Source organism: Mycobacterium sp. GA-2829 (genome assembly GCF_001499965.1).
Classification (GTDB): Bacteria; Actinomycetota; Actinomycetes; order Mycobacteriales; family Mycobacteriaceae; genus Mycobacterium.
Map to the genome: position 1 here is coordinate 142,853 of NZ_LQIT01000067.1, position 26,309 is coordinate 169,161.

General features: G+C 70.0%; 25 protein-coding genes, 1 pseudogene and 1 riboswitch. Of the genes and pseudogenes, 21 read left to right on the forward strand and 5 right to left on the reverse strand.

Annotated features, from left to right (window positions below):
* Positions 1 to 2: 2 nt before the first annotated feature.
* Genes AU194_RS28255 through glnX form a run of 3 tightly spaced genes read right to left on the reverse strand, consistent with a single transcriptional unit; the run spans position 3 to position 4,581 of the window.
* Entirely contained in the window at positions 3 to 2,297 is a 2,295-nt protein-coding gene (locus AU194_RS28255) for a serine/threonine-protein kinase PknG (RefSeq protein ID WP_059092616.1), read from the reverse strand.
* Positions 2,297 to 3,262: a glutamate ABC transporter substrate-binding protein gene (locus AU194_RS28260; RefSeq protein WP_059092559.1), complete on the reverse strand. Its 966-nt coding sequence runs from the start codon at positions 3,260 to 3,262 to the stop codon at positions 2,297 to 2,299. Before AU194_RS28260 ends, AU194_RS28255 begins: the two co-directional genes overlap by 1 nt.
* Complete coding sequence (glnX, locus tag AU194_RS28265) at positions 3,262 to 4,581, reverse strand: protein kinase G-activating protein GlnX (protein ID WP_059092560.1); 1,320 nt, start codon at positions 4,579 to 4,581, stop codon at positions 3,262 to 3,264. Before glnX ends, AU194_RS28260 begins: the two co-directional genes overlap by 1 nt.
* A 133-nt stretch (positions 4,582 to 4,714) precedes the next feature.
* On the opposite strand from glnX, the gene AU194_RS28270 reads away from it, so the two are divergent.
* Positions 4,715 to 5,215 (forward strand): NUDIX hydrolase, encoded by a 501-nt coding sequence (locus AU194_RS28270; RefSeq protein ID WP_059092561.1) that lies wholly within the window; start codon positions 4,715 to 4,717, stop codon positions 5,213 to 5,215.
* Here the strand turns inward: AU194_RS28270 and thiE are convergent.
* Positions 5,205 to 5,873 (reverse strand): thiamine phosphate synthase, encoded by a 669-nt coding sequence (thiE, locus tag AU194_RS28275; RefSeq protein ID WP_059092562.1) that lies wholly within the window; start codon positions 5,871 to 5,873, stop codon positions 5,205 to 5,207. The genes AU194_RS28270 and thiE overlap by 11 nt on opposite strands.
* Positions 5,874 to 5,920: 47 nt before the next feature.
* A riboswitch (TPP riboswitch) is annotated at positions 5,921 to 6,032 on the forward strand.
* Here thiE and thiO point away from each other — a divergent pair.
* The 10 genes and pseudogenes from thiO to AU194_RS28325 all read left to right on the forward strand — a co-directional run bounded on the left by thiO (position 6,023) and on the right by AU194_RS28325 (position 14,401).
* Positions 6,023 to 7,030, forward strand: a complete 1,008-nt coding sequence (gene thiO / locus AU194_RS28280) for a glycine oxidase ThiO (protein ID WP_059092617.1) — start codon at positions 6,023 to 6,025, stop codon at positions 7,028 to 7,030. It overlaps the preceding riboswitch by 10 nt.
* The gene (gene thiS, locus AU194_RS28285; protein ID WP_059092563.1) at positions 7,021 to 7,218 is read left to right on the forward strand and encodes a sulfur carrier protein ThiS; all 198 of its coding nucleotides are present in this window, start codon (positions 7,021 to 7,023) and stop codon (positions 7,216 to 7,218) included. The genes thiO and thiS overlap by 10 nt, the downstream gene beginning before the upstream one ends.
* Positions 7,211 to 7,969 carry a thiazole synthase gene (locus tag AU194_RS28290; RefSeq protein WP_059092564.1) on the forward strand — a complete coding sequence of 253 codons (759 nt, stop codon included), beginning with the start codon at positions 7,211 to 7,213 and terminating at the stop codon, positions 7,967 to 7,969. Before thiS ends, AU194_RS28290 begins: the two co-directional genes overlap by 8 nt.
* Positions 7,966 to 8,717 (forward strand): annotated as a pseudogene (locus tag AU194_RS28295) (SGNH/GDSL hydrolase family protein). The gene AU194_RS28290 and the pseudogene AU194_RS28295 overlap by 4 nt, the downstream one beginning before the upstream one ends.
* Positions 8,710 to 9,612, forward strand: a complete 903-nt coding sequence (locus AU194_RS28300) for an ABC transporter ATP-binding protein (protein WP_059092565.1) — start codon at positions 8,710 to 8,712, stop codon at positions 9,610 to 9,612. The pseudogene AU194_RS28295 and the gene AU194_RS28300 overlap by 8 nt, the downstream one beginning before the upstream one ends.
* On the forward strand, positions 9,613 to 10,353 hold the full coding sequence (locus AU194_RS28305) for an ABC transporter permease (RefSeq protein WP_059092566.1): 741 nt from the start codon (positions 9,613 to 9,615) through the stop codon (positions 10,351 to 10,353).
* 78 nt (positions 10,354 to 10,431) lie between these two features.
* Entirely contained in the window at positions 10,432 to 11,586 is a 1,155-nt protein-coding gene (locus AU194_RS28310; RefSeq protein WP_059092567.1) for an acyl-CoA dehydrogenase family protein, read from the forward strand.
* 1 nt (position 11,587) lies between these two features.
* On the forward strand, positions 11,588 to 12,739 hold the full coding sequence (locus tag AU194_RS28315) for a CaiB/BaiF CoA-transferase family protein (protein WP_157576574.1): 1,152 nt from the start codon (positions 11,588 to 11,590) through the stop codon (positions 12,737 to 12,739).
* A gap of 1 nt (position 12,740) precedes the next feature.
* Entirely contained in the window at positions 12,741 to 13,583 is an 843-nt protein-coding gene (locus tag AU194_RS28320; protein ID WP_059092568.1) for a MaoC family dehydratase N-terminal domain-containing protein, read from the forward strand.
* Positions 13,580 to 14,401, forward strand: a complete 822-nt coding sequence (locus AU194_RS28325; RefSeq protein WP_059092569.1) for a CoA ester lyase — start codon at positions 13,580 to 13,582, stop codon at positions 14,399 to 14,401. The genes AU194_RS28320 and AU194_RS28325 overlap by 4 nt, the downstream gene beginning before the upstream one ends.
* A gap of 17 nt (positions 14,402 to 14,418) precedes the next feature.
* Here the strand turns inward: AU194_RS28325 and AU194_RS28330 are convergent, their stop codons facing one another.
* Positions 14,419 to 15,102, reverse strand: coding sequence for a GntR family transcriptional regulator (locus AU194_RS28330; RefSeq protein WP_059092570.1), 684 nt, complete (start codon positions 15,100 to 15,102; stop codon positions 14,419 to 14,421).
* 206 nt (positions 15,103 to 15,308) lie between these two features.
* On the opposite strand from AU194_RS28330, the gene AU194_RS28335 reads away from it, so the two are divergent.
* The 10 genes from AU194_RS28335 to AU194_RS28380 all read left to right on the forward strand — a co-directional run bounded on the left by AU194_RS28335 (position 15,309) and on the right by AU194_RS28380 (position 26,302).
* Positions 15,309 to 16,049: a GntR family transcriptional regulator gene (locus AU194_RS28335; RefSeq protein WP_059092571.1), complete on the forward strand. Its 741-nt coding sequence runs from the start codon at positions 15,309 to 15,311 to the stop codon at positions 16,047 to 16,049.
* A gap of 17 nt (positions 16,050 to 16,066) precedes the next feature.
* Positions 16,067 to 16,876: an IclR family transcriptional regulator gene (locus AU194_RS28340; protein ID WP_059092572.1), complete on the forward strand. Its 810-nt coding sequence runs from the start codon at positions 16,067 to 16,069 to the stop codon at positions 16,874 to 16,876.
* A gap of 314 nt (positions 16,877 to 17,190) precedes the next feature.
* Entirely contained in the window at positions 17,191 to 18,171 is a 981-nt protein-coding gene (locus tag AU194_RS28345) for a tripartite tricarboxylate transporter substrate binding protein (RefSeq protein ID WP_197417769.1), read from the forward strand.
* A 4-nt stretch (positions 18,172 to 18,175) separates the two neighbouring features.
* Positions 18,176 to 18,649, forward strand: coding sequence for a tripartite tricarboxylate transporter TctB family protein (locus AU194_RS28350; RefSeq protein ID WP_197417770.1), 474 nt, complete (start codon positions 18,176 to 18,178; stop codon positions 18,647 to 18,649).
* The gene (locus tag AU194_RS28355; RefSeq protein WP_059092575.1) at positions 18,649 to 20,193 is read left to right on the forward strand and encodes a tripartite tricarboxylate transporter permease; all 1,545 of its coding nucleotides are present in this window, start codon (positions 18,649 to 18,651) and stop codon (positions 20,191 to 20,193) included. Before AU194_RS28350 ends, AU194_RS28355 begins: the two co-directional genes overlap by 1 nt.
* A gap of 23 nt (positions 20,194 to 20,216) precedes the next feature.
* Positions 20,217 to 20,969 (forward strand): SDR family NAD(P)-dependent oxidoreductase, encoded by a 753-nt coding sequence (locus AU194_RS28360; protein ID WP_059092576.1) that lies wholly within the window; start codon positions 20,217 to 20,219, stop codon positions 20,967 to 20,969.
* A 53-nt stretch (positions 20,970 to 21,022) separates the two neighbouring features.
* Positions 21,023 to 22,402 (forward strand): MmgE/PrpD family protein, encoded by a 1,380-nt coding sequence (locus tag AU194_RS28365; protein WP_059092577.1) that lies wholly within the window; start codon positions 21,023 to 21,025, stop codon positions 22,400 to 22,402.
* Positions 22,399 to 23,631, forward strand: coding sequence for an MmgE/PrpD family protein (locus AU194_RS28370; protein ID WP_059092578.1), 1,233 nt, complete (start codon positions 22,399 to 22,401; stop codon positions 23,629 to 23,631). Before AU194_RS28365 ends, AU194_RS28370 begins: the two co-directional genes overlap by 4 nt.
* Positions 23,628 to 24,983 (forward strand): MmgE/PrpD family protein, encoded by a 1,356-nt coding sequence (locus AU194_RS28375; protein WP_059092579.1) that lies wholly within the window; start codon positions 23,628 to 23,630, stop codon positions 24,981 to 24,983. The genes AU194_RS28370 and AU194_RS28375 overlap by 4 nt, the downstream gene beginning before the upstream one ends.
* Positions 24,980 to 26,302, forward strand: coding sequence for an MmgE/PrpD family protein (locus tag AU194_RS28380; protein WP_059092580.1), 1,323 nt, complete (start codon positions 24,980 to 24,982; stop codon positions 26,300 to 26,302). Before AU194_RS28375 ends, AU194_RS28380 begins: the two co-directional genes overlap by 4 nt.
* The last annotated feature ends 7 nt before the right edge of the window (positions 26,303 to 26,309 follow it).

Below are 26,309 nucleotides of genomic sequence, written 5' to 3' on the forward strand. Positions count from 1 at the left end.
CGTCAGAACGTGCTCATCGGGCGCACGCTGTTGGCCAGATCGATCAGCGCGTACCGGTGGGACTGGGTGGGCGCGACCCGGGCCAGCGCCCGCAGCGACGCCTCCACCCCGAGTTGCAGACCGTGTTCGGTGAACGGGAATCCGAGGATGTGGTTGGTGCTGGCGGAGTTGTCCACCAACCAGTCCATCGCGGTGCCCAGTACCAGCGCGCGGATCTGCAGCACCCGCGGTTCGGTGTCGGGCAGCGCCTCCACTCGCCGGGCGGCGTCGCGGATCTGCTGTTCGGTGATCTCGCCCGACGACCGCCCCGACAGCAGCGTCACCGCACTGGTCAACCGGGCGGTGGTGAAATGCCGTGAGGTGCCGGGTACTTCGTCGAGGGTGCGCACCGCGCCGTCACGGTCGCCCCCGGCCGACTGGGCGCGAGCCAACCCGAACCCGGCCGAGATGATGCCGTGGTCGGTGCCCCACACGGTCTCGTAGAACCTGCGCGACGGCGCCTGGTCGACGACGGAACCGGCGAGTTCGGCGGTGGCGGCCAGGGCGAGCTTCGGCGCCAGCTCGCCGGGCAGCGTGTCGAGCACCTCGGCGAAATGCTTTGTCGCCGCGTCGTAGTCGGCCGACAGCAGCGCAGCCACCGCGCGGAACCACACCAGCCGCCACCGCCAGCCGACGCGGGCGGCGAGATCGTCGAGTTTGCGGGTGGCCTTGGCGACGTCGCCGAGGTCGAGCAGCGCGCGCGCCTCCATCAGCGGCAGCTCCACCGACTCCGACAGGTCGATGCCCTCGGAGTCCAGTGCACCGTGGCGCGCCGCCCGCAACTGGTCGAGCGTCTGCACCGGCTGGCTCAACACGCTCGCCGACAGCACCGCCGCGCCCACGTCGGTTGGATCCACCAGCGGCACCGGCAGCGCGCGGACGATCTCCTGGGCGGTCAGCTTCTCCGAGTGCACCTGACCGTCGACGTAGACGTCGGTGTGGGCGACCAGCAGATCGATGCCGAACGTCGAGCGGGTCGGCGAGAACACCGTCGACAGGCCGGGTCTCGGGATGCCGGTGTCCTGGGCCACCACCTCGCGCAGGACCCCGAGCAGCTGCGACGACATCTCCTCGGCGCTGGCGAACCGGCGTCGGGGGTCCGGGTCGATCGCGCGGCGCAACAGCCGGGCGAACGAGTCGTACTGCGTCAGCACCGGATCGTCCTCCGGCAGCCCGTCGACGTACCGGCCCTTGCGGGTGCGCAGCTCCAGCGTCAACGCCGCCAGCGTCCGCCCCACGGTGTAGATGTCGCTCTGCACGGTGGGACCCGTCCGCACGATCTCCGGTGCCTGATAACCCGGTGTGCCGTACAGGTATCCGAACGAGTTGATCGTCGACACCGCGCCCAGGTCGATCAGCTTGACCTGATCCTCGGTCAGCATGATGTTCTCGGGTTTGAGGTCGTTGTAGGTCAACCCGAGCGAATGCAGATAGCCCAGCGCGGGCAGGATCTCCAGCATGTAGCCGATGGCCTGGGCGACCGGAAGGCGATGTCCTTTGGCCGGTTTCAGTGATGTCCCGCCGACGTACTCCATCACGATGTAGCCGACAGGGTTACCGGTCTTGTCCGCGTGCTCGACGAAGTTGTAGATCTTGACGATGCCGGGGTGGGTCACCTCGGCCAGGAACTGCCGCTCGGCCATCGCGATCGCCTGCGCCTCGGCGTCCCCCGAGTGCACCAGACCCTTGAGCACCACCGGACGCTCGTTGACGTTGTGGTCGAATGCCAGGTACACCCAGCCGAGGCCGCCGTGGGCGATGCAACCCTTGATCTCGTACTGGTCAGCGACCATGTCGCCCGGATTGAGTTGCGGCAGAAACGAATACTGGCTCCCGCAGTGCGGGCACCATCCCTCGGACAGGGCTTTGCCGTCCGACGAGGACCGCCCGACCGGGCGCCCGCAGTTCCAGCAGAAGCGCTTGTGCTCCGCCACCACCGGATTGGTCATCAACGCTTCGAGCGGATCCTTGGCCGGCACCCGCGGAATCTCCACGAGACCGCCGCCGAGCCGCCGGACCGGGGACAGCGTCCGGATCTGCGTCGTCGCGTGTTCCTGCGGTTCGGTGTCCCCGGTGTGTACCGAGATGCTGTCGGAGTCGTCGAAGTTGGGCCGCCACACCGCCTGGGTGGCCATCGGCCGCATGGTCGACGCCGAGTCGTAGTCGAGGTCGTCGAGGCTCGCCGGCTGCGTGCCGGGATCCTCGTCGGTCTGGGCGTCGGTGTCGACATCATGATCGACGTCGTGGTCGTGGGTCATCAGTCCACGTACCTCGCCGCCGGGGGCGCGGGCGCCGGGCCGAGCACGGTCAACCACTTGCGGTACAACGCATACCAGGTGCCGTCGTTGCGGATGCGCGCCAATGTGCCGTTGACGAACCGCACCAGCCCGGTGTTGTCCAGGTTCACCCCGATGCCGTAGGGCTCCTGGTTCATGCTCGGGCCCACGATGTGCAGATACGGATCCTGGGCCACCAGACCGGCCAGGATCGCGTCGTCGGTGCTGACCGCGTCGACCTGGCGCTGCTGCAACGCCACGAGGCAGTCGGCCCAGGTGACCGTCGAGACGATGAGCGGCGGCGGACTGATCTGCTGCACGCGCCGCAGCGAGGTCGTGCCCTTCACCACGCAGACCCGCCGCCCCGACAGATCGGCCGCTCGCACGATCGCCGAATCCCGCGGCGCGAGGATGCGCTGGTTGGCGTTGAGGTAGACCGTCGAGAACCCGACCTGCTTCTTGCGTTCGCAGGTGATGGTCATGGTCTTCACGACGACGTCGACCTGGTTGTTCTGCAGCGCGGTGATCCGGTCCGCCGACGACAGGATGCGGTAGTCGACCTGTGCCGGGCTGCCGAAGATGTCGCGGGCGATCTCACCGGCGATGTCGACGTCGAAACCGGTGATGTCCCCGGTGATCGGATCGCGGAACGAGAACAGGTTGCTGCCGATGTCCAAGCCGACGATGAGCCTGCCGCGCTCCTTGATGTAGGCCACCGCGGAATCGGCCTCGGCGCGGGTGGGGAAGGGGCGCAGGCTCGCCCGGCGGTCGCAGTCGTCGTTGTTCGGCATCGGTAACCGTGCGGGCTCGGGCGGCAACTCCTCCATGCCCGCGGGGGTGGGCGGCGCCAACGTCACCCCGGGCGTCGGCACCACCGACGCCGCCTGCGCACACCCGGCCAGCACCACCATCGTGGTGAGCAGCGCGAGTACCCTGCGAACGCTCATCACCTGTACTCACTCAGCCTCGGCCACAGCCCCAGCGCCACCGCCACCGCCGCGATGACACTGAGCCCGGCGGCGCCCGCCGTCGCCCCGGACAGCACCCGGCGGGCGTTGAGGATGTCGTTGCGCAACTGGCTGCGGCTCTGTTCGATCGCTTTGCTCAACGCGTCGTTGAGTTTGTCGAACGCGGGGGTGGAGTCGTCCTCCCCCGTGCCCAGCGCCACCTGCGTGGCCGCCTGGTAGTTGCCGACCGCGATGTAGGCGTTGATGCGGTCGTCGGCGGCGCGCCAGCGGGCCAGCAGATCCTCGGCGGCCACCAGATCGGTGCTGTCGATCGCGTCGTCGCGGGTGAGGTAGTCGGCCAGCTTCTTCTGCATCCCGTCGATGCGCTGGTAGTACGACTGTTTGCGGACCTCTTCGTCGCCGCGGCGGATCAGCGCCAGCGTCTCGTCGGCGCGGGCCTGCTGCGCGGTGATCGCCAGCGTCGTGATGGTCTTGAGCGATTCGGCGCCCGCACCCTTGGCGCTGCGGCTGTCGGCGGTCGAGATGGCCAGTGCGGTCCCCACCCACAGCACCATGATCAGCACCGCCAGGCCGCCCGCGACGAAGCCGATGTTCACCCGCCGCCGCGTCCGCCGGGCCAGCCACCGGTTGGCGAAGAGACCGAACAGCAGCGTCGCGAGCACCACGAGGATGACCGGTGCGGGGATGCGCGTCGAGGCCGTGGTCTCCTTGTCGACCTGCGCCGAGGTCTGCTCGTAGAGCCGTTCGGCGTCGGGCAGGATCTTCGTCTGCATCAGCGACGAGGCCTCCGACAGGTACGACGAGCCGACCGGATTACCCGCCCGGTTGTTCGTGCGCGCCGTTTCCACCAGTCCGGTGTACACCGCCAACTCGGCGTTGATCCGCCCGAGCAACCGCACCAGCTCCTCGTCGGTGAGCCCGCTCGAGGCCCGCGTCAACGCGACCGCGGCGTCGGTGATCGCCTGCTCATAGCGTTGCCGCACGTCGCGCGGTTCGGTGCCGGCGATGAACGCGGTGGCGGCCGCGGCGTCGGCGACCGACAGCCTGCTGTACAATTCGCCCGCGGCGAACGACAGCGGTTCGGTGTGGTTGAGGACGGTGGTCAGCGCCTGCTGGCGGTCGTTGATCGTCGTCGACGTCGCGAAGGCGCTGGCGATCGCGAGCGCGGACAGCACGATGCCGATGGTGAGGATGCGGCCGGGGGTCGTCCAGAGGAACCACCAGCGGGGGTGCGCCGGAGTGGTCGGCGACCGGGACGCCAGCGGCTCGGTCGAGGGGTGCGCCAACTCCACAGTCACCTGCGCGCGGTCCTCATCTCTTGCGGCAACGTTCCGACCGTCCGACTCTATAAAAGAATCCTAAGAGGTTCTGTCACGGCTCGCGCCCGATCGGGCGGAGCCGTCGAGGTTGGTGCGGCCCTATCCTGTACGGGTGCGTGGCGACGGTGACGGCTGGGTGTTCTCCGATGGCGGCGGCCGCTTCTGGGGTCGGCACGGGGCCGCGGGCCTGTTGCTGCGCGCACCGCGGTCCGACGGTTCGGCCGCGGTGCTGCTGCAGCACCGGGCGCCGTGGAGCCATCAGGGCGGGACGTGGGGTCTGCCCGGCGGGGCGCGCGACAGCCACGAGACCCCCGAACAGGCCGCGGTGCGGGAGGCCCACGAGGAGGCCGGGCTCTCGGCCGATCAACTCACCGTGCGCACCACCGTGGTGACCGCCGAGGTCGCCGGGTCGGGCGGCGCGGCGTGGACCTACACCACCGTGATCGCCGACGCGCCCGCGTTGCTGGAGACCGTGCCCAACCGGGAGAGCGCCGAACTGCGCTGGGTACCCGAGGAGGACGTCGACTCGTTGCCGCTGCACCCGGGGTTCGCGGCCAGCTGGGCGCGGCTGCGGACGGTCACCGCGTCCATCCCGCTCCTGGTCAGCGAGTAGCGAGCGCGGCTTTGAGCCGCTCGGCGGCGGCCTTCGGATCGTCGGCCGCGGTGATCGCGCGCACCACGACGATGCGGCGCGCACCCGCCTCGAGCACCTCGGGCAGCCGCTGTTCGTCGATGCCGCCGATCGCGAACCACGGTTTCGTGGTGTGCCGCGCCGCCGCCTCCCGGACCAGATCCAGCCCGGCCGCGGCCCGTCCCGGTTTCGTCGGCGTGGTCCAGCACGGGCCGACACAGAAGTAGTCGACCTCCTCGGCGACGGCGGCCGCCAGCTGCGTGCCGTCGTGGGTGGACCGCCCGATCACCGGACGCGGCCCGACGATGCGGCGCGCCACCGTCAGCGGTAGATCGTCCTGTCCGAGGTGCAGGATGTCGGCGCCCGCGGCAAGCGCGATGTCGGCGCGGTCGTTGACCGCCAGCAGCGCACCGTGGCGCCGTGCGGCGTCGGCGAGCACCTCCAGCGCGGCCAGTTCCTGGCGCGCCTCCAGCGGGCCGAACCGTTGCTCACCGGGTGACCCCTTGTCGCGCAGCTGGATCAGGTCGACCCCGCCCGCCAGTGCCGCATCGGCGAATTCGGCCAGGTCACCGCGCTCGCGGCGGGCGTCGGTGCACAGGTACAGGGACGCCTGCTGGAGGCGGTCGCGGGGATCGGGCACACGGCGACGGTAGCGCCTTGGTTGGGGTAGGGGGTGCCGGTAGGGTGGGTGGCCGACACGGGAGTCCCGGGAGCGGGGCTGAGAGTGGGCACGCGTCCGGCCCTTACCGTCGAACCTGATCCGGGTCATGCCGGCGAAGGGAGGTGCACATGAATTCGGACCTGGCCGTCATCGGCGGCGGTGTCATCGGACTGTCGGTCGCGCGCCGTGCCGCGCTGGCCGGGTGGTCGGTGCGTGTGCACCGCAGCCCCGAGAAGGGGGCGTCCTGGGTGGCCGGCGGGATGCTCGCCCCGCACAGCGAGGGGTGGCCCGGCGAGCACGAACTGCTGCGCATCGGCATGGATTCGCTGCGGCTGTGGCACGACGGATTCCTCGACGGGCTGCCCGCCGACGTGGTGACCGCCCGCGAGTCGCTGGTGGTGGCGGTCGACCGCGCCGACGCCGCTGACCTGCGCACCGTCGGCGAATGGCTGGCCGCCCAGGGGCACCCGGTCACCCTGACCACCGCCGCGCGCGACGTCGAACCCCTTCTGGCCCAAGGCATCCGGCACGGGTTCGTCGCCGACACCGAACTTGCCGTGGACAACCGCGCCCTCGTCGACGCGCTGGAGGCGCACTGTGTGCGCCTCGGGGTGCGGTGGGCGCCGCCGGTGACCGCGCTCGACGAGGTCGACGACGCCGACGTGCGGGTCATCGCCAACGGGATCGACGCGCCGGCGCTGTGGCCCGGCCTGCCCATCCGCCCCGTCAAGGGTGAGGTGCTGCGGTTGCGCTGGCGCCGCGGCTGTCTGCCCGTCCCTCGCCGGGTGATCCGCGCTCGCGTGCACGGCAGGCAGGTCTACCTGGTGCCGCGCGCCGACGGTGTCGTCGTCGGCGCCACCCAGTACGAACACGGCCGCGACACCGCGCCCACGGTGTCCGGGGTGCGGGATTTGCTCGACGACGCCTGCACGATCCTGCCCGCGCTGGGCGAGTACGAGTTCGCCGAGTGCGCGGCCGGTCTGCGGCCGATGACACCCGACGGACTGCCGTTGGTCGAAGGGCTCGACGAGCGCACACTGGTGGCCGCGGGGCACGGCCGCAACGGTTTTCTGCTCGCGCCGTGGACCGCCGAGCGGGTGGCCGCCGAACTATCGGGAGTCAAGACATGTACGTGACGGTCAACAACGAAGAGGTCCGCCTCGACGAACCGACCACCGTGGCACAACTCGTCGAACGAATGGGATTCCCGGAGAAGGGGATCGCCGTCGCGGTGGACTGGTCGGTGCTGCCGCGGGGCGAGTGGGAGACCCCGCTGCGCGACGGCGCGCGCGTCGAGGTGGTGACGGCGGTGCAGGGTGGCTGACTCCAAACTCACCATCGCCGGGCGTGAGTTCGGATCCCGCCTGATCCTCGGCACCGGCGGGGCGGCGAACCTCACGGTCCTCGAGCAGGCCCTGACCGCATCGGGCACCGATCTGACCACGGTCGCGATCCGCCGCGTCGACGCTGAAACCGGAACGGGGGTGGTGGAACTGCTGCACCGGCTCGGGATCAGCGCGCTGCCGAACACCGCGGGCTGCCGCGGGGCCGCCGAGGCCGTGCTCACCGCGCAGCTCGGCCGCGAGGCGCTCGGCACCGACTGGGTCAAACTCGAGGTGATCGCCGACGACCGGACATTGCTGCCCGATGCCGTCGAATTGATCCGCGCCGCAGAACAACTCGTCGACGACGGATTCACTGTGCTGCCCTACACCAACGACGATCCGGTGCTGGCGCGGCGGCTCGAGGACATCGGCTGCGCGGCGGTGATGCCGCTGGGTTCCCCGATCGGCACCGGGCTGGGGATCGCGAACCCGCACCACATCGAGATGATCGTCGACGCCGCGAACGTGCCGGTGATCCTCGACGCCGGTATCGGCACCGCCAGCGACGCCGCGCTCGCCATGGAATTGGGTTGCGACGCCGTCCTTCTCGCCAGCGCGGTGACCCGGGCGGCCGATCCGCCCGCGATGGCCGCCGCGATGGCCGCCGCGGTCACGGCGGGACACCTCGCCCGTCACGCCGGCCGGATCCCGAAGCGGTTCTGGGCCAACGCCTCGAGTCCGGCGCTGTGACGCGCTATGTGGCGCTGGGCTCCTCGATGGCGGCGGGACCGGGTATCCGGCCGTCGGCCGGCGGTGCGCCGTCGCGAGCGGGCCGATCGCCCGCAACTATCCGCACCTGGTGGCCGAACGGGTTGGGCTGGATCTGACCGACGTCACGTACTCCGGCGCGACCACCGCCAACGTCCTCGACGAACCGCAGCACGGCACGCCGCCGCAGATCGAGGCGCTCGACGGCACCGAGACCCTGGTGACGGTGACGATCGGCGGCAACGACGTCGGCTACGTGCCGATGCTGATGGCCGCCGGGCTGCCGCGGTTCGTCCGCCTGCTGCCCCCACTGCGCGACCTGTTCGACCGCACCGCCCGCGACCGGGCGCTGGTGGCTGTGGAGGAATCGCTGCGCCGGGTCGGCCGGGAGGTGCGCGCGCGGTCGCCGCGGGCGCGGGTGCTGTTCGTCGACTATCTGACGCTGCTGCCGCCGTCCGGTACGGCGGCGGCGCCGTTGAGGGACGTCGACGTGGCGCTGGGGCGGCGCATCGCCGACACACTCGAGCGGCTGACCGGTGCGGCGGCCGCCGACACCGGGTGCGAGTGGGTGCGTGCGGCGGAGGCCAGCCGCGCCCACCACGCCTGGTCCGCCGAGCCGTGGACGACGAAACCGGGGCTGCCGTGGCCGGGCCGCCCGGCGCCGCTGCACCCGAACGCCGCGGGAATGCGCGCGGTGGCCGATCTGGTGGTCGAGGCGCTCGATGATTGAGTTGGCCGGTCTGACAAAGACATTCGGCCGGGTCCGAGCCGTCGACGAGTTGACGTGCACGGTCGAGCCCGGCGTCGTGACCGGGTTCCTCGGCCCCAACGGGGCCGGCAAGTCCACGACGATGCGGATGATCCTCGGACTGGACCGGCCGAGCTCCGGCCGTGCCGCGGTGCTGGGTAAGCCGTACCGCGAGCACCGGTACCCGTTGCGCACCGTGGGCGCACTGCTCGACGCCCGCGGCGTCCACCCCAGCCGCACCGCGCGTGCGCATCTGCGGTGGATCGCCGCGAGCAACAGGCTGCCCGCCGCACGGGTCGACGAGGTGCTCGGGATGGTCGGGCTCGCCGACGTCGCGGACAAACCCGCGGGGGCGTTCTCGCTGGGGATGAGTCAGCGGCTCGGGATTGCGGCCGCACTGCTCGGCGACCCGCAGGTGCTGATGTTCGACGAACCGGTCAACGGGCTCGACCCCGAGGGCATCCGGTGGATCCGCACGCTGATGCGGGACCTGGCCGCCGAGGGACGCACGGTGTTCGTGTCGAGCCACCTGCTCGCGGAGATGGCGCAGACCGCCGACCGGCTGCTGGTGATCGGCCGCGGCCGATTGCTCGCCGCGACCACGGTCGCCGATTTCGTCGCGCGCGCCGGACTGGACACCGTGCGGGTGCGCACCCCGGACCCCGAGCGGTTACGGACCGCGTTGAGCGCTGCCGGACTGCAGGCGACGACCGAGGACGCCGCCCTGCTGATACCCGGGGCGTCGACAGAACAGGTGGGGGAGCTCGCGGCCGGCCACGGGATCACCCTGCACGAGTTGAGCATTCAGCGCGCATCGCTGGAGGAGGCGTACATGGCACTCACCGACGACGCCGTCGACTTCCGGACGGAACGGTAGATGCTGCGCGCCGAGCAGATCAAACTCCGCACCACCCGCGCCCCGCTGTGGACGGTGCCCGCCGTCCTGGTGCTGAGCCTGGGGCTGGCGGTGGTCCAGGCGTCGGTCGGCAGCGCGACCACTCCGCTGGCGCCGGAACGCATCGCGATCGGGGTCGCCACGTTCGGGGTTCCGGTCCTGATGGTGCTCGCGGCGCTGACCGTCACCGGCGAATACCGCACCGGGCTCATCCGCACCACGTTCCTGGCCATGCCGGTGCGCACCCGGGTGCTCGGCGCCAAAGCCGTTGTGACAGCGGTTTTCTCCGGTGTCTGCGCGGCGGTGATGGTGGTGGCGGCGGTGCTGGCCGTCCGTGCGGTCGGCACCCCGGACCAGGTCGCGGAGTTGTCGTTCACCGGGTTCGGGGTGTGGCGGACCGTCGGCGCGATCGCGCTGTATGCCGCGCTCGGGGCCGTCCTCGCCGTCGCCCTCGGGGTCCTCGTGCGACACTCCGCCGGGGTCGTCGCGATCCTGCTGCTGCTGCCGTTCGTCGTCGAACCCCTGCTCGGCGCGATCCCGAAGGTCGGCGCACGCGTCGGGCCACTGCTGCCCTTCGCCAACGTCAACACCTTCACCGAGGTGCCGTGGGTGCAGACCTTCGAGATGTGGTGGGGTCCGCGCGGGGCACTGCTGTACTTCACGGGCCTGGTCGCGGTGGTCTTCGCCGTCGCCGCGGTCGACATCAACCGCCGCGATCCCTGACCCCCGCCGCGCCGGGGTGGTTGCATCCGCACCAGGCTTCTCCATAGAATATTTTCTATTGAGATCGGAGGTGGCGGCATGGTGCTGTCGGCGGAAGAGAAGGCGCTCGTCGAGACGGTTCGCGAATTCGTCGAGAAGCAGGTCAAGCCCGTGGTGCGCGACCTGGAACATGCGAACACCTATCCCGAGGAACTCATCGAGATGATGAAGGAGATCGGGATCTTCGGGTTGGCCATCCCCGAGCCGTACGGGTTCGGGCAGGTGTCGATGCCGTGCTACGTCGCGGTGACCGAGGAACTCGCCCGGGGCTGGATGAGCCTGGCCGGCGCGATGGGCGGCCATACCGTGGTGTCGAAGCTGATCATGATGTTCGGCACCGACGAGCAGAAGCAACGCTATCTGCCGCGGATGGCGACCGGGGAACTGCGCACCACGATGGCGCTGACCGAACCCGGTGGCGGCTCCGATCTGCAGGCGATGCGCACGGTGGCCCGCCGCGACGGCGACGAGTACGTGATCAACGGCAGCAAGACCTGGATCACCAATGCCCGCCGCGCCGGATTGGTGGCGCTGCTGTGCAAGACCGACCCCGACGCCCAACCCGCGCACAAGGGCGTCTCGATCCTGTTGGTGGAGAAGGTGCCCGGCTTCACGGTCTCGAAGGATCTGCCCAAGCTCGGCTACAAGGGTGTGGAGAGCTGTGAGCTGAACTTCTCCGACTGCCGGGTACCCGCGGACGCGCTGCTGGGTGCGGCCGAGGGCAGCGGCTTCGCTCAGATGATGAAGGGGCTGGAGGTGGGGCGGCTGCAGGTGGCGGCGCGCGCCACCGGGGTGGCGCGGGCGGCGTTCGAGGACGCGCTGCGCTACGCCCAGGAGCGGGAGAGCTTCGGCAAGCCCATCTGGCAGCACCAGTCGGTGGGCAACATGCTCGCCGACATGGGCACCAAGCTGTCGGCGGCGCGGGCGCTGTTACACAGTGCCGCAGAGAAGTTCGACTCCGGCGCCCGTTGCGACATGGAGGCCGGGATGGCGAAGCTGTTCGCCTCCGAGGTCGGGATGGAGATCGCGTTGGATGCGGTGCGGGTACACGGCGGGTACGGATACTCCACCGAGTACGACGTCGAACGGTACTTCCGGGACGCCCCGCTGATGATCGTCGGTGAGGGCACCAACGAGATCCAGCGCGGTGTGATCGCCAAACAGCTGGTCAAGCGGGGTGGTCTGGATCAGTGACATGCTGCCGCTGAGCGGGGTCACGGTGCTGTCGCTCGAGCACGCCGTGGCCGCACCGTTTGCGACCCGACAGCTCGCCGACCTGGGCGCGCGGGTGATCAAGGTGGAACGGCCGGGGTCCGGGGATTTCGCCCGCCAGTACGACGATTCGGTCAACGGGGAGTCGAGCTACTTCGTCTGGCTCAACCGGTCCAAGGAATCCATCGCGATCGACGTGAAATCCGAAGGCGGACACCAAATCCTGCACGAGTTGGCCGAACGCGCCGACGTCATCGTGCAGAACCTGGGCCCGGGTGCGGCCGCCCGGCTCGGGTTGTCGGCCGAGGAGATCCGCGCGCGGGATCCGCGCAAGATCGTGGTCTCGGTGACGGGGTGGGGCGCCTCGGGTCCGTGGGCCGACCGCAAGGCCTACGATTTGCTGGTGCAGTGCGAGACCGGTCTGGTGTCGTTGACCGGAACCCCCGACGAGGTCGCCAAGGTCGGGGTGTCGATCGCCGACATCGCCGCAGGCATGTACGCCTTCAGCGGCACGCTGGCCGCGCTGTACCGCCGCGAAGCCACCGGCGAGGGCGCCACCATCGAGGTGTCGCTGTTCGAGGCGTTGGCCGAATGGGTCGGTCAGCCCGCGCATTTCACCGCGGGGGCGGGGCGCCAGCCGGGCCGGTTCGGCGCCCAGCACGCGACGATCGCGCCGTACGGACCCTACGAGGCCGCCGACGGGCACACCGTGCTGATCGCCATCCAGAACGAACCGGAGTGGGTTCGGTTCTGCAGCACCGTGTTGCAGCGTCCCGAGGTGGCCGATGATCCGCGGTTCGCCTCGAACACGTCGCGCGTGGCGCACCGGGCGGACGTCAATGCCGTCGTCACCGAGGTGTTCGCGCAGACATCGACCGGGGAGCTGGAGTCCCGACTGGCCGCCGCCCGCATCGCCTTCGCCGGGGTCAACACCGTCAGCGAGTTCCTCGACCACCCGGTCCTGGCTGCGCGGGACCGTTGGCGCACGGTCGAGACCGCCAAAGGTCCTGTGCGCGCGCTGCTTCCGCCGATCGACCTGGGCGCCGAGCCGCGGATGGATCCGGTGCCCGGACTCGGTGACCACACCGCCGCGATACTGGCCGAACTCGGCCTCGATCCGGAATCGAGGGACTGACGTGCTCTGCGTCGACGACTGGCGACCGCAGCCGCTGAGCAGTACCGAGGTGCTCGGCACGCGTCGCGCCGCCGAGCTCGCGGCCACCCTGGATCTCGACATGACGTTTCAGGCCGGCGACGAGCTGCCGGTGATGTGGCACTGGGTCTACTTCACCGAATGGCCGGCGACCGCCGAGCTCGGCACCGACGGGCATCCGCGCAACGGCCACTTCCTCCCGCCGATTCCTGACCGACGCAGGATGTTCGCCGGTGGCAGGCTGACGGTGCACGCCCCGCTGGTGCTCGGACGCGAGGCCACCCGGCGCGCCGAGGTGCTCTCCACGGCCGTCAAGCACGGCAAGACCGGTGAACTGCTGTTCGTCACGGTGCGTCACGAATTCAGCCAGGACGGTCGGCTGGCGATGACCGAGGAACACGACCTCGTGTACCGCAGCGACAGCGGGTCGAGCACACCGTTCACCACGGTGAGCGAACCGTTGGCCGACCGCTCCACCCCGTGGGCCCACGAACCCGCCACCCATCCCGCGCTGTTGTTCCGGTTCAGCGCGCTGACCGCCAACGCGCACCGCATCCACTACGACGCCGAGTACACCAGCCGGGTCGAGGGCTTCCCGGCGCTGGTGGTGCACGGTCCGCTGCTGGCGCTGTACATGTCCGAACTGGCCCGCACCAACAGCCCACGACCACTGCGAGACTTCAGTTTCCGGTTGGCCAGACCGGTGTTCGTCGGCGACGCGATCCGCGCTCAGGGGACCCCCGCAGCCGACGGGGCCACCGCCGAACTCGCGGTGGTCTCCGGTGCCGGGACCGTGCACGCCAGCGCACGGGCGGAGTTCGCGTGAGCGCCCGCGACGAGACCGAGGCGATCAGATCGGCCCGGTCGCTGCTGTTCGTACCGGGTGACCGCCCCGATCGCTTCGACAAAGCCGTGGCCGCCGGCCCGGATGTCGTCGTCCTCGATCTCGAGGATGCGGTGGCCGGTCACGACAAGGCGGCCGCACGGGACCACCTGGCGCGGTGGTTCGCCGCCGGGAATTCCGCGATGGTCCGGATCAACGCGGCCGACACCCCTTGGCACGCAGACGATCTCGAGTTGATCCGCGAACACCGCCCGCCGGTCATGCTGGCCAAGGCGGAGTCCGCTGAGCAGATCGACCGCGTCGGCTCCGTCGTGCCGGTGGTTCCGCTCGTCGAGACGGCGGCCGCGTTCGCGGCGTTGGCGCAACTGTGCGGGGCCACCGGCGTGGTCCGGATGGCGTTCGGCAGCATCGATTTCGCCAACCAGATCGGGGTCGATCCCGACGATCGCGACGCGCTGCTGCTGCACCGTTCGATGCTGGTGCTGGCTTCGGCCGCCGCGGGGCTGCCCGCACCGATCGACGGGGTCACCACGGCCTTCCGCGAAACCGGTTCGGTGACCGCCGATTTCGAGTATTCCCGGCGACTGGGGATGGGCGCCAAGCTGTGCATCCACCCGGCGCAGATCGCCGCGGTGCACACCGCGGCGGCGCCCACGGACGCCGACGTGGAATGGGCGCGCGAGGTCATCCGATCGTTCGACCTGTCCAACGGGTCGGCGGCCGCCGTCAACGGTCAGATGATCGACGTCCCGGTGGTCGAACGGGCCCGCCGCATCCTGCGGACCGCCTCAGCGGGCTGAGCCGGCGTGCGGTGCGCTCAGCCGAGCGTGCCGCTGGCGGCCAGGTGTTCGGCCAACAGGGCGCCCGCCCGCTGGACGTGTTCGGCCATCGCGGCCCTGGCGCCCTCGGCGTCCCCGGCGCGCAGGCGCTCGATGATCGCGCGGTGATCCTGCGCCGAGGCCTCCGGCCACCCCTCCACGGCGGAGAAGAACTTGCGCGGCGCGTAGGGCAGTGTCGCCTTGATCAGCCAGCGGATCTTGCGCGAGCCGGCCAGCCGGTAAATGGTCTCGTGGAACCGGTGGTTGAGCCGTTCCACCGCGTCGTAATCCTTCTCGGCGGCCGCGCGCTCGAGGTCCTGCTGGATGCGCTCGAGTTCGTCGACGGTCTGCGGGCTCATCAGGCGGGCGGCGCGGGCGGTCAGCTCCCCGCCGAGCAGTGCCTGTGCGGTGTAGACGTCCTGGATGTCCTCGCTGGACAGCGCCGTCACCGAGAACCCGCGGCGGGGTTCGATCGTGAGGAAGCCCTCGTTCTGGAGCAGGAGCAACCCCTCGCGGGCCGGTGTCGCGCTGATCCCCAGCTCGTCGGCCACGGTCTCGGGCCGGATGAACTCCCCGGCGCTCAACTGGCCGGACACGATGAGCTCGCGGACGTGGGCGGCGGCCAGGTCGCTGAGCCGAAGTGGCGCGGCGCGTTTCCGGTCGGCGGCGCCCGTCGGTTTCACGGAAATGAATATAGTCTGTTGTCGCGTCGGATCCGCGGGCTCCGCGGTCTCGAATGTACGTACAAATTCAGGCCCCCGGCCCGATACCGGAACCGGATCTCAGCTGGACACTGCGCTCCGAGCGCCATGCCCGTACATTGACATTTGTCTACCGTGATGTGTACATATCGGCAATCGTTCGACGCGCAGGGGAGGTCAGCCGTCCGATGACCGCAGACCCGGACACCCGCCCGGCCTATCAGCGCATCGCGGAATCGCTGCGCCAGTCGGTGCTGCGTTCCCGCGACGCCGATCTGCGGTTGCCGACGGAGGCCGAACTGGCCGAACAGCACGGCGTGAGCCGCCAGACCGTGCGTCGCGCCTACCAGGAACTCGTCTCGGACGGTCTGGTGACGCGCACCCCGGGCCGCGGGACCTTCGTGGCGCGGGGTGGTTCCCAGTACCTTCGCCGGTTCGGCACGGTCGAGGATCTGATGAGCCTGTCGGTGGACACCGAGATGGAGGTGCTTTCACCGCTGGCGCGCCGGGTGGAGATCGAGGCCGCGGGCCGCCTCGGCTTGTCCAGCGACGTCATCGCGACGGTGTCGTTCCGCCGTCTTCACCTCGGTGTGCCGTTCTGCGTCACCGACGTCTACCTGCCCCCGGAGGTCGGCGCGCTGGTCGCCGACGCCCCGGAAGTGCAGCAGGGCGCGCGGGGTACGGGCACGATCATCGGGTTGATCGATCCGCTGTTGCACGAGCCGATCGGCGGGGCCGACCAGACCATCACGGTGGCCACCGCCGACGCGCGGGTCGCCGCGGCGACCGGCCGCGAACCCGGTGAGGCGATGCTGCGCATCGACCGGATCTACCGCACGATGGCCGGGCAGGCCGTGGAGTTGGCGGTGTCACGGTTCGTCACCTCCCTCTACAGTTACAGGTCCAGCCTGCGCCGCGCGCGCAGTTGATCCCGAGGAAGCTCCATATGCCGCCTGCCGACGACGGCACCGACGACTCGACGTTCGCCCCCCACAGCGGAATCGCCGCCGTGGACCGCGCTGTCGCCGTCCTCGACGTCTTCACCAGGGGGCGAATGCGTCTGGGTGCCAGCGACATCGCCCGGGCGACCGGCCTGAGCACCAGCACCGCACACCGGGTCCTGGCGTCGTTGTGCGCGCACGGGCTGGTCACCAAGGTCGGCCCCAACTACGCGCTCGGTCCGCGCATCCTGCAGCTGGCGGCCGCCGCGCACGACACCGGCAACCTCGCCGCGGTCGCGCGTCCGGTGATGACGCGGCTGCGCGACGCCACCGGGGAAACGGTTGGGCTGCATGTGAACAAGGACGGCAGCCGGTTCGTGATCGACCAGGTGGAGAGCACACAACCGTTGCGCCGCACCTACACCGAGTGGGGACAACCGATCCCGCTGCACCAGGGCGCCCCGAGCCGGGTGCTGCTGGCCTTCGCCGACGACCAGACGATCGCCCGCGTGCTCGCGGGTCCGTTCGAGGGGATCACCGCCAACACCGTCGTCGACAGGGACCAGCTCGCCGAGCAGATCGAATCGATCCGGCGCAGCGGTTACACGTTCTCCTTCGAGGAGCGCGTGGCGGGCATCCGCTCCATCGCGGTGCCGCTGCGCGACTACACCGGGGCGGTGGTCGCGGCGATGAGCGTGACGGGACCCGCGATCCGGGTCACCGAGGACTGGATGCACCGGACGCTGCCGACGATCCTGCAGGCCGCCGCCGACATCTCCGCAGGACTCGGGTTCTCGCCGACCCGTTTCGGGTGACCCACCCTGCCCGCTTGCCCCACCCGTGATGTTTGACACAGGTGACATGCCGGCCCTAGGCTTCCCGCTGTACGGAAGATCTTCCCGCTAGGCGGGAAAAAAGGCGGCAGTGGTGACGCTCTGCTGGTTCGGCGGCCGTGAATGGCCGCACGATTGTCGTGACCCTCGGCTGCACAAAACCCCTGGTGAGACGCAGAAACAAGACGGAAATTCACAGCCCCCGCCACTTGACTTTCAAATGTACGGCCATAAGGTGGGTTTGACCCAGATCACAAAAGATGGGAAAACGCATGAAACGTCACACCACACGCACGATGTTGGTCGGTACCACCGCGGTCGCCTTGGCGCTTTCTGGCTGCGCATCGGATTCTGAGGGCTCCGACTTCAGCGGCACGAAGCTGCGCTGGGTCGTCTCCAGCGCGCCGGGCGGCGGGTTCGACACCACCACAAGGCAATTGGAGCCGTTCTTCACCGAGGCGCTGGGCACCACGGCGACCGTGGAGAACATGGAGGGTGGGGGCTACGCGATCGGCGCGCAGACCATGCTCACCAACGGGGCCGACTGCACCAGCATCGTCACCCACGGTGTGCCGCACCTGATGTTCTCCTACATGACCCAGGACGTCGACTACGACCTCGCCAGCTTCGCGCCGGTCGGCGGGATCAGCATCGAGCCCGGGGTGATCCGCGTGCGCAAAGACTCCCAGTGGCCAGACATCAAGGCGTTCGTCGACGACGCCAAGGCTCGGCCCGGCGCCATCAAGATCAGTGTCTCGGATCTGCAGAGCAACAACTACATCGCGCTGCTCCAGATGGAGCGCGACCTCGGCATCGACCTCAACATCATCGGGTACGACGGCGGTGGCCCGTCGCGTACCGCGCTGGTCAGCGGCGAGGTGGACGCCACGCACGCCGGCGTCTTCAACAGCCTCTCGATCGCCGACGACACCCGGGTGCTCGCGGTGAGCCAGCCCGAGAACAAGTGGCCCGAGGTGACCGACAACGCCCCGCCGATCAACGATGCGCTGGGCGTCGACCTTCCGGCCAACGCCTCCAACTATGTGGTGTTCGCCTCCGCGGAGTGCCGGGACAAGAACCCCGAGCGGTACCAGGCGCTCGTCGACGCATTGAAGACGTCGGTCGAGAACGAGGAATACCTCGCCACCCTGAGCAAGCTGGGCGAGGAGTCCAAGGTGGCCTACCTGAGCCCGGACGAGCTCGAAGAGCTCGCCACCCAGTCGCAGTCCGAGATCGAGCAGCTCCTCCAGGCGAATCCCAATGCATTCGCTGGCTGATCCCGTGACCACTGGCGAACACGACACCGGGCGGGCGGGCGCACGGCTGGCGCTCGTCGCCGCGCCGGGCGGAATCGCCCTTGTCGCAGGCATTCTCGCGTTGATGATGTCGGTGGACCTCAATCCCGCGGACAAGGGGTACCCGCGGGTGCTCGCGATCCTGCTGATCGTCGCCGGGATCTGGAACCTCGCGGTGGACATGCGAAACCGCGCCGATGACGAACCCGACGCCGAATACGGCCGGTTGAAGACCTGGCGTGTGGTCGCGTTCGTCGCCCTCGTCGCGGTCTGCATCTGGCTGGTCAAGCCGATCGGCTTCTACCCGGCCGCCGGTCTGCTGACGCTGGGCGGGCTGTGGATCATGGGTTGCCGCAAACCGCTTGTGCTGATCGGTTATCCGCTGGTCCTGGTGGGGCTCGGGTATGTCCTGTTCTCCCTCGTCATCGGCGTGCCCCTACCCCTTGCCAGAGGTTTCTGATGCTCGACCACATCACTTCGGGTCTCGACCTGCTGCTGCAGCCGGCGCCGCTGATGTGGCTGGTGGTCGGCGTGTCCGTGGGCTTCGTCGTCGGTGTGCTGCCGGGTCTGAGCACCTCCAACACCGCCGCCCTGCTGCTGCCGTTCGCGATCACGCTGCCGTTGGAGAATTCGCTGGTGCTCATCGTGAGCATCTACGCCGGCGCCCAGTTCGGCGGCGCCGTCCCGGCGATCCTGTTCAACGTGCCGGGCGAGGCCGGATCTGCGGTCACCGCGCTCGACGGTTACCCGCTCGCGAAGCGGGGACAGGCCGGGCTGGCGATCGGCATCGCGCGGATGGCCTCGGTGCTCGGCGGGGTGATCAGTGGTTTCGTCGTGCTGTTCCTGCTGCAACCGCTGGGGGCGCTGTCGCTGAAATTCGGCGCCAGGGAGATGTTCGCGATCATCGTCCTCGGCCTGGTGGTGGCGTCGTCGCTGATGGGCGGGTCCGCCCGCAAGGGCCTGCTGGTCGGCCTGCTGGGCTTGTTGCTCGCCGTCGTCGGCGTCAGCCCCGGCACCGCCGAGACCCGCTTCACCTTCGGCGAGATCCAGCTCTACGACGGGATCCCGTTCCTGGCCGCGCTCATCGGGGTCTTCGCGATCAGCGAGATGCTGATGCTCGTCGGCTCCACGCTGATGCAGAAGCGTCAGAAGGAGCAGGAGATGCGGCCGGGCGGGTTGCGCAAGGAGACCCGCGACGCGATCGACGGTGTCAAGGCCACCCTGAAGGAGCCGGGCGCGGTGGCGCGTTCGAGCGGCATCGGCATCATCCTCGGCATCATCCCGGGGCTGGGCGCCGCGGTCGCGAACTTCATCAGCTACTCGTTCGAGAAGCGCCGGTCCAAGACGCCCGAGGAGTTCGGCAAGGGCAGCCACAAGGGCATCATCGCCTCGGAGGCCTGTGACAACGCGGTCGCGAGTTCGAGCCTCATTCCGACCTTCACCCTGGGCATCCCGGGCAGCGCGACCATGGCCGTGGTGCTGGCCGCGTTCTACCTGCAGGGGATCCAGCCCGGACCGCGCGTGCTGCAGAGCAACAGCGCCGAGGTGTACGCGGTGGCGCTGGCGCTGATCGCGGCGAGCGTGCTGATCCTCCCACTGGGCGTGCTGCTGGCCGGCCCGCTGGCCTCGGTGACCAAGGTGCCGTTGTCGTTCCTGGTGCCCACGGTGTTGTTCATGTCGATGGTCGGCGTCTACGCGATCCGCAACTCGATCTTCGACGTGGGGCTCGCCCTGTTCTTCGGTGTGATCGGACTTCTGTTGCGGCTCAACGGTTATCCGGTGATCCCGCTGATCCTCGGCATCATCCTGGGGCCGTTGGCGGAGGAGTACCTGCTGCGCAGCATGCAGTTGGCCGACGGACCCGGCTACTTCTTCGGATCGGTCGTGGTCAACATCCTGTGGGCGCTGCTGGTCGGTGCGCTGGCGTTCCTGGCCTTCTCGGGGGTGCGGCAACGCCGCAAGGACCGCCTGGCCGCCGCCGAACCCGTCGACCAACACAGCTGACCACAAGCTAGAAAGGAGCCCCTGTGCGGGCCGCAATCGTGACCGGCGCCAGTCGCAACATCGGTCTGGCGATCGGACGACGACTCCTGGCCGACGGGTGGAGAGTCTGCCTGACCGGCCGGGACGCCGACAGTCTCGCCGCCGCCGCGGGCGAGTTGGGCGCATCCGGCGCCACGGACTCGGTGCGGTGGTTCGCCGGCGACATCGGGAACGAAGCCGACGTCCAGGCGCTGGTGGACGACGTCGAAAAGCACTGGGGCGCAGTTGATGCCGTGATCAACAACGCCGGTATCCGGGCGCACGGCCCGATCGAGTCGATGACGCTGGACAACTGGGACGCGGTGTTGACGACCGTGCTCACCGGCGCGTTCCTGACCACCAGGGCGGTGCTGCCCGGTATGCGCGACCGCCGGTGGGGGCGCATCGTCAACATCGCCGGGATGTCGGGGCAGTCCGGTGCGGCCGGACGGACACCGGTGATCGCCGCCAAGGCGGGGTTGATCGGACTGACCAAGGCGTGCGCGCACGAGGCGGGTGGCAGCGGAGTCACCGTCAACGCCGTCTCACCCGGCCACATCGACACCGAACGTCGACCGGGTCTGGGTGACGCCGCGACCGCGGCCCAGCACTACCAGCACCTGAGCGACGCCGGCAATCCGGTGGGACGGATCGGCTCCGTCGACGACGTCGCGGGTGCGGTGTCATACCTCTGCGGCGACGACGCGGGATACGTGACAGGACAAGTGCTCTCGGTGAACGGCGGCGCCTACATGTGACACAGGCCCCCACCACCAGAGCACGGAATCGACGACAGCAGGAAGGACCGAACATGGTTGCCGAGATCAGCGCCCAGACCCGCCGCCTGGCGGAGTACCTGAGTGCCGCCCCGGACCGGCCACTACCCGCGGAGGTGACCCACAAGACCAAGCACCATGTGATCGACACGATCGCCGCGATGGTCTCCGGGGCCCAATTGCCGCCCGGGATACGGGGACTCGCCTACGTTCGGGACGGTGCCGAGGGACCCAGCGCGCTCATCGGGGGTGGGCGCACCAGTCCGGTCGAGGCGGCCCTGGCCAACGGGATGTCGGCCCACGCCGACGAGACCGACGACTCGCACGCGCGCTCCATCAGCCACCCCGGATGCGCGGTGGTCCCGGCGGCGCTGGCGATCGGCGACCTCCGCCGCAGCAGCGGTGAACAGGTTCTGCGCGCGGTGGCGGCCGGCTACGACGTCGGCACCCGGGTGGTGCTCAGCCTCGGAAAGCCGGTCCTGAACACCGAATCCAGCGGCCGCAGCACCCACGCCTACTGCGGGCTGTTCGGCGCGGCCGCCGCGGCGAGCACCGTGTACGGGTTCAGCGAGGAACAGGCCCGGCACGCGTTGTCCTATGCGGCGCAGAGCGCCTCGGGGGTGACCAGTTGGGTGCGCGACCCCAACCACGTGGAGAAGGCCTTCGTCTTCGCGGGTATGCCGGCCTCCAACGGTGTGCGGGCGGCGGCGATGGTGGCCTCCGGGTGCGACGGCGTCGACGACGTGTTCAGCGGCGTCCCGAACTTCCTGGACGCGCTCTCGGCCGACGTCCGGCGCGACGAACTGTCCGACGGCCTCGGTGACCGCTACGAGATCATGCACACCAACATCAAGAAGTTCGCCGTCGGGTCACCGGCGCAGGCGGCGGTGCAGGCGATGCTCGAACTCGTCGAGGCCGAACCGATCGACCCCGCCGAGGTGGCCGACATCCGAATCGTGTTGCCGCACGACCTGTGTCGGGTCGTGGACAACCGCGCGATGCCCGACATCTGCTGTCAATACCTGGTGGCGGGCACGCTCGTGGACCGGGCGTTCACGTTCGCGATGGCCCACGACGACGACCGGATGACCGACCCGGTGATCACCGCGTTGCGCGACCGCACCGACCTGGTCGCGGATCCGGACAAGGCCGGGGTCCGCACCGCCGACGTGACGGTCACCTTCGCCGACGGCCGCACCCGGCACCGCTATGTCGGCGCCGTGCGCGGCACGGTGGACGATCCGATGACCGACGACGAGGTGACGGCCAAGGCGGTCGATCTGATGGAGCCGGTGCTGGGCGAGGCTGCCACCGCGCAGCTGATGGACCGGTTGTGGTCACTGGAGAGTTGCCCGGACATCACCACCGTCACCGGCATGCTCACCGCAGACGTGCTGGCGGAGGCGCGGGCATGACACTCGAGATGGAGACCGGGGTGCGCACCACCGCCGAATCGCTGGCGCGCTGGGCGGTGGACGCCGTCCCGACGCCCGCCGACGTGGAGCTCGCGCAGATCGCGTTGATCGACACGGTGGCGGTCGCGATGGCCGGCGCCGACCATCCGCTGACCCGGCTGGTGGCCGGATTGTCCCCGGCCGCACGGTGGTCCGCGCAGGCGCACGTCCTCGACTACGACGATCTGCATCTGCCGTCGACGACCCACATCAGCACCGTGTGCGTCCCGGCCGCCGCTGCGGTCGGTGGCGACGCGCGGGCATATCTGGCGGGTGCGGGCGTGATGGCCCGGCTCGGCGCCGCACTGGGGTGGGATCACTATTCGCGCGGCTGGCACGCGACGTCGACCACCGCGCCGATGGCCGCGGCCACCGTCGCCGCCGTCGCCATGGGCCTCGACGCCGAACGCACCGCCACGGCCATCGCACTGGCGGTGTCCAGTGCCGGCGGCGTGCAACGCGCCTTCGGCAGCGATGGCAAGGCCATTCAAGTCGGGCTGGCGGTGGACGCCGGGATCCGTGCGGCGCGGCTCGCGGCCGCCGGTGCGAGCGCCGATCTGCGCGCCGTCGACGCGTGGCTGGACCTGGTGTCCGTCCCGCCCTACGACCTCGCCCTCGACGCGGCGGAGATGGTGCCCGGCGGGCTCGCGGTCAAGGTCTACCCGTGCTGCTACGCACTGCAGCGGCCCATCGCCTGCGCCGCCGAGATCGCCCGCGACCTCGACCCGGCCGGCGTCGACCGGATCGAGATCTGGCTCACCGAATCCGCGGTGCAGCCGCTGGTTCACCACCGGCCGACGTCCGGGCTGGAAGCCAAGTTCTGCCTGGAACATGCGCTGGCCGTGGGCGTGGTCGACGGGTTCGCCGGCTTCGACAGCTTCTCCGACGCGTCCGTGCACCGGCCGGAGGTGGCGCGGTTGACCCGTGCGGTCACCGTCCACCTGGCGCCCGGCGGCAATGGCCTGCTCGAAGACGTCGTGCGGGTCGCGCTGGTGACCACCGACGGCACCACCCACACCGGTGAGATCGACATCCCGCCCGGCGCCCCGGGCCGCCCCGTCACCCGGGATCAGTTGGCGCAGAAGGTGCGCGACTGTGTGGGGGACCGCACCGACACCGTGCTGTCGGCGGGTTGGGACGACATCGCTGCCCTGTTCGAGGGCACCACAACGCAGAAGGATGCTTCATGATCGACCTGACCGAACTTGCAGGACAGGCTCTTTCCGTCGCCGGCAAGGTCGAGGGCGCGGTCCGCGACGAGGCCGTACGCAGCCTGCTCAACGTGGTGGGCACCACGATCGGAGCGGCGACCACCGCCGAGACCGACATCGTGGCGGCGGGTATGCGGCGCTCCGGTGCGCCCGGCGAGGTCCCGGTGCCCGGACGTGCCGACACCTTCGACGCACCGTCGGCGGCGCTGATCACAGGCTTCGCCGCGCATCTCGACGATTTCGACGACACCCACCTGGCGACGGTCGTTCACCCGGGCGCCGCGACGCTGGGCGCCGCGCTCGGCGCCAGCTGGCTGCGGGACCGCAGCGGCGACGAACTCCTGCGCGCCTTCGCCGTCGGGATCGAGTTGCAACTGCGGGCCGCGGTGGCCATGTCGCCGTCGCACTACGACGCCGGCTGGCACATCACCGGCACGGTCGGGCCGCTGGGCGCGGCGACGGCCGCGGCCATGCTGAGGGGGCTCGACGCCGAGACGACCGGCCGCGCACTCGGTATCGCGTCCAGCATGACGATCGGCCACCGCGAGGGTTTCGGCACCATGAACAAACCCCTGCATCCGGGGAAGGCCGCGGCCAACGGTCTGGTCGCCGCGACGGTGGCCGCCCACGGGCTGACCGCGTCGCGTTCGGCGCTCGACGGCCCGCGCGGCTACTTCCGGGTGCTGGCACCGGAATTGGATGTCGACAAGCTGCTCGACGGCTGGGGTGACCGCTGGGAGCTGCTGGACAACACCTACAAGCCGTACCCCTGCGGTATCGTCAGCCATCCCGCCATCGAGGCGGCCGAGGCGCTGCACGAGGCGGTGGGGGATCGCGAGGTGGTCCAGGTCGACGTGCGGTGCCACCCGCTGGTCGTCGAACTGACCGGCAATCCCGACCCCGCCGACGGTCTGGCCGCGCGCTTCTCCACGGTGCACGGCGTGGCGTGCGGGGTGCTCGACGGCCCGGTCGACCTGTCCTCCTACGACGACGCCCACGTGCGGTCGGCGCCGGTCATCGCGATGCGGGCCAAGGTCAGGCTGCTACCGGATCCCGAAATCGCCCGCGCGGCAGCGTATCTCACCGCGACCCTGGCCGACGGCAGCACCGAGACGCGCGCGGTGGAGAACGCCCGCGGCAGCCTCGAGATGCCGCTGACCGACGATCAACTCGACCGTAAGGTCCTCGCCCTGGTGGAGCGGACCCTGCCAGGGCGGGAGAAGGAGATCGTCGACACGGCGCGTTCCGTGGCCGACGCCCCCACTGCTCGCGGCTGGTTCTCCGCCCTGGCCGACACTGCCACACCTCAGGAAGGCACCTCCCTCGCATGAGCACCGACATCACTGCTCGCATCAGTTCCTTTGTCGCCGAATTGAATTGGTCCGATGTCCCGGAATCGGCACGGGTCGCCACCCGCCGCACCGCGGCCAACGTGATCGGACTGTCGGTGGGTGCCGCGCATGCCCCCGCCGCCGATGCGGTACTGGCCGCCGCCGCCGACCTCGGCCAACGCGGTGACGCATCGGTCCTCGGTCGTGGTGAGCGGCTCACCGCCCCCTGGGCGGCACTGGTCAACGGGCTGACCGCGCACGTCGAGGACTTCGACGACACCTATCTGTCCTGCGTCCTGCACCCGGGCGCGCCCATCGTGCCCGCGGCGCTGGCCGCCGCCGAAGTCGTGGGTGCCGACGGTGCCACGGTCATGGCCGCGGTGGTGGCCGGTGTCGAGGTGGCCTCGCGGCTCGGTGACTGTCTGTGGCCGTCGCTGTTCGACCGGGGCTGGCACGTCACGTCGACCGTCGGCGCCGTCGGCGCGGCGTGTGCGGCCGCCCGCGTCCTCGGCCTGGACGCCGCCCGCACCGCGGCGGCCGTCGCGATCGCGGCGACCCAGGCGGCCGGGCACACCGAGCAGCTCGGTTCGATGACCAAGTCCTTCCAGGTGGGCCGCGCCGCGGCGACCGGAGTCGAGGCCGCGATGCTGGCCGAGCAGGGGTTCACCGGACCGGTCGAACCGTTGGCCGGCCGTCGCGGGATGGCGGCGCTCATGGCGGCGGACGCGGACTGGACCCCGCTGGAGAGCCTGGGCACGAGTTGGGCGGTGGAACGCAACGCGCTCAAACCGTACAGCTGCGGCATCGTCAGCCACCCCGTCATCGACGCGGGCAATCGCCTTCGCCAGCAGGGTGTTTCGGCCGACCAGCTCGAATCAGTGACGCTGCAGGTGCATCCCAGGGTGCTCGACGTCATGGGCGTGACCGACCCCACCGACGGGCTGTCGAGCAAGTTCTCGGTGTACCACTGCTTCGCGGTCGGGTTGGTCCGCGGCGCCGGGGGTCCTGCGGAGTTCAGTGACGACTGCGCGGTCGATCCGCAGATCCGCCAGGTGCGTGCGCGGGTGACGGTGGACGTCGACCCGCACATGCCCGCCGACGCCTGCCGGCTGACCGCGAACCTGTCCGATGGCACGCAGCTCGAGGTCACCGTCGAGCATGCCAGCGGCAGTGTCGAGTCCCCGATGACCGAGGCGCAGTTGCGGGACAAGGTCCTCTCACTCGCCCAGCGCATCGACGATCCGCGACGTCTGTGGGACGTGGCCCGGCGACTGGATGAGATCGCCAGTCCGGCAGACTTGTTCGCAGTAGCGGAGTAGCGCACCC

What these genes read in the sequence shown, in the direction of transcription:
- AU194_RS28300 (WP_059092565.1), top strand. Translation starts at nt 8,710, where the DNA reads ATGATTGAGTTGGCCGGTCTGACAAAGACATTCGGCCGGGTCCGAGCC.
- AU194_RS28380 (WP_059092580.1), top strand. Translation starts at nt 24,980, where the DNA reads ATGAGCACCGACATCACTGCTCGCATCAGTTCCTTTGTCGCCGAATTG.
- AU194_RS28345 (WP_197417769.1), top strand. Translation starts at nt 17,191, where the DNA reads ATGTTGGTCGGTACCACCGCGGTCGCCTTGGCGCTTTCTGGCTGCGCA.
- AU194_RS28255 (WP_059092616.1), bottom strand. Translation starts at nt 2,297, where the DNA reads ATGACCCACGACCACGACGTCGATCATGATGTCGACACCGACGCCCAG.
- AU194_RS28355 (WP_059092575.1), top strand. Translation starts at nt 18,649, where the DNA reads ATGCTCGACCACATCACTTCGGGTCTCGACCTGCTGCTGCAGCCGGCG.
- thiO (WP_059092617.1), top strand. Translation starts at nt 6,023, where the DNA reads ATGAATTCGGACCTGGCCGTCATCGGCGGCGGTGTCATCGGACTGTCG.
- AU194_RS28315 (WP_157576574.1), top strand. Translation starts at nt 11,588, where the DNA reads ATGCTGCCGCTGAGCGGGGTCACGGTGCTGTCGCTCGAGCACGCCGTG.
- AU194_RS28370 (WP_059092578.1), top strand. Translation starts at nt 22,399, where the DNA reads ATGACACTCGAGATGGAGACCGGGGTGCGCACCACCGCCGAATCGCTG.
- AU194_RS28310 (WP_059092567.1), top strand. Translation starts at nt 10,432, where the DNA reads ATGGTGCTGTCGGCGGAAGAGAAGGCGCTCGTCGAGACGGTTCGCGAA.
- AU194_RS28365 (WP_059092577.1), top strand. Translation starts at nt 21,023, where the DNA reads ATGGTTGCCGAGATCAGCGCCCAGACCCGCCGCCTGGCGGAGTACCTG.
- AU194_RS28375 (WP_059092579.1), top strand. Translation starts at nt 23,628, where the DNA reads ATGATCGACCTGACCGAACTTGCAGGACAGGCTCTTTCCGTCGCCGGC.
- AU194_RS28340 (WP_059092572.1), top strand. Translation starts at nt 16,067, where the DNA reads ATGCCGCCTGCCGACGACGGCACCGACGACTCGACGTTCGCCCCCCAC.
- AU194_RS28260 (WP_059092559.1), bottom strand. Translation starts at nt 3,262, where the DNA reads ATGAGCGTTCGCAGGGTACTCGCGCTGCTCACCACGATGGTGGTGCTG.
- thiS (WP_059092563.1), top strand. Translation starts at nt 7,021, where the DNA reads ATGTACGTGACGGTCAACAACGAAGAGGTCCGCCTCGACGAACCGACC.
- AU194_RS28305 (WP_059092566.1), top strand. Translation starts at nt 9,613, where the DNA reads ATGCTGCGCGCCGAGCAGATCAAACTCCGCACCACCCGCGCCCCGCTG.
- AU194_RS28335 (WP_059092571.1), top strand. Translation starts at nt 15,309, where the DNA reads ATGACCGCAGACCCGGACACCCGCCCGGCCTATCAGCGCATCGCGGAA.